The following is a 1246-nucleotide window of genomic DNA, read 5'->3' as shown; positions in this document are numbered from 1 at the left end:
TCGGAGAAGTACCAGCTCAAACCCCGCGACTGGGAGGCGGCCGCCCGCGAGGGCCGCACCATCGCCCCCCTCGTCACCCGCCTCAACACCATCCGGCGAGAGCACCCCGCGCTACAGCGCCTGCGGAATCTCCGCTTCCATGAGACCGACAACGATGCCGTGCTCGCCTACAGCAAGAGCACGGGTACGGACACGGTCGTCGTGGTCGTCAACCTCGACCCCCACCACACCCAGGAGGCCACGGTCTCGTTGGACATGCCGCAACTCGGCCTGGACTGGAACGCTGCCCTGTCCGTGCACGACGAACTGACAGGGGAGACCTACCACTGGGGCAGGACCAACTACGTGCGCCTCACGCCCGGCCGGGTGCCGGCGCACGTGCTCCACGTCGGGCGATCGACGCCCCAAAACGGAGGGCCCGCAGCGTCATGACCGTCAACGAACCCGTCCTGGACACGTTCGAGGACACTCCCGCCAAGGACCGGGACCCGCAGTGGTTCAAACGTGCCGTCTTCTACGAGGTCCTGGTCCGCTCCTTCCAGGACAGCAACGGCGACGGCGTCGGCGACCTCAAGGGCCTGACCGCCAAACTCGACTATCTCCAGTGGCTCGGCGTGGACTGCCTCTGGCTCCCGCCGTTCTTCAAGTCCCCACTGCGTGACGGCGGTTACGACGTCTCCGACTACACCGCCGTCCTGCCCGAGTTCGGCGACCTCGCCGACTTCGTCGAGTTCGTCGACGCCGCCCACCAGCGCGGCATGCGCGTCATCATCGACTTCGTCATGAACCACACCAGCGACCAGCACCCGTGGTTCCAGGAGTCCCGCAAGAACCCCGACGGCCCCTACGGCGACTATTACATGTGGGCCGACGACGACAGGGGTTACGAGGACGCGCGGATCATCTTCGTCGACACCGAGGCCTCCAACTGGACCTTCGACCCGGTGCGCGGCCAGTACTTCTTCCACCGCTTCTTCTCGCACCAGCCGGACCTCAACTACGAGAACCCTGCCGTGCAGGAGGAGATCCTGGCCGCCCTGAAGTTCTGGCTCGACCTCGGCATCGACGGGTACCGGCTCGACGCGGTCCCCTACCTGTACGCCGAAGAGGGCACCAACTGCGAGAACCTGCCCGCCTCGCACGCCTTCCTCAAGCGGGTGCGCAAGGAGATCGACGCCCAGTACCCCGACACCGTGCTGCTGGCGGAGGCCAACCAGTGGCCCGAGGACGTCGTCGACTACTTCGG

Annotated in this window: 2 protein-coding genes; both read left to right on the top strand. The window is 66.5% G+C overall.

Annotation, left to right across the window (positions count from 1 at the left end; genetic code table 11):
* Nucleotides 1–432, top strand: a 432-nt coding sequence (locus ACWD5D_RS44840) for an alpha-glucosidase C-terminal domain-containing protein (RefSeq protein WP_451378504.1), incomplete at its 5' end; no start/stop codon positions are given.
* Nucleotides 429–1246: alpha-amylase family glycosyl hydrolase (locus ACWD5D_RS44835; protein ID WP_451378503.1), on the top strand; the 818-nt coding region annotated here is incomplete at its 3' end. The genes ACWD5D_RS44840 and ACWD5D_RS44835, both read left to right, overlap by 4 nt.

The sequence above is a fragment of the Streptomyces sp. NPDC002520 genome, from assembly GCF_053595235.1.
This window is presented reverse-complemented; position numbering and strand designations above follow the sequence as displayed.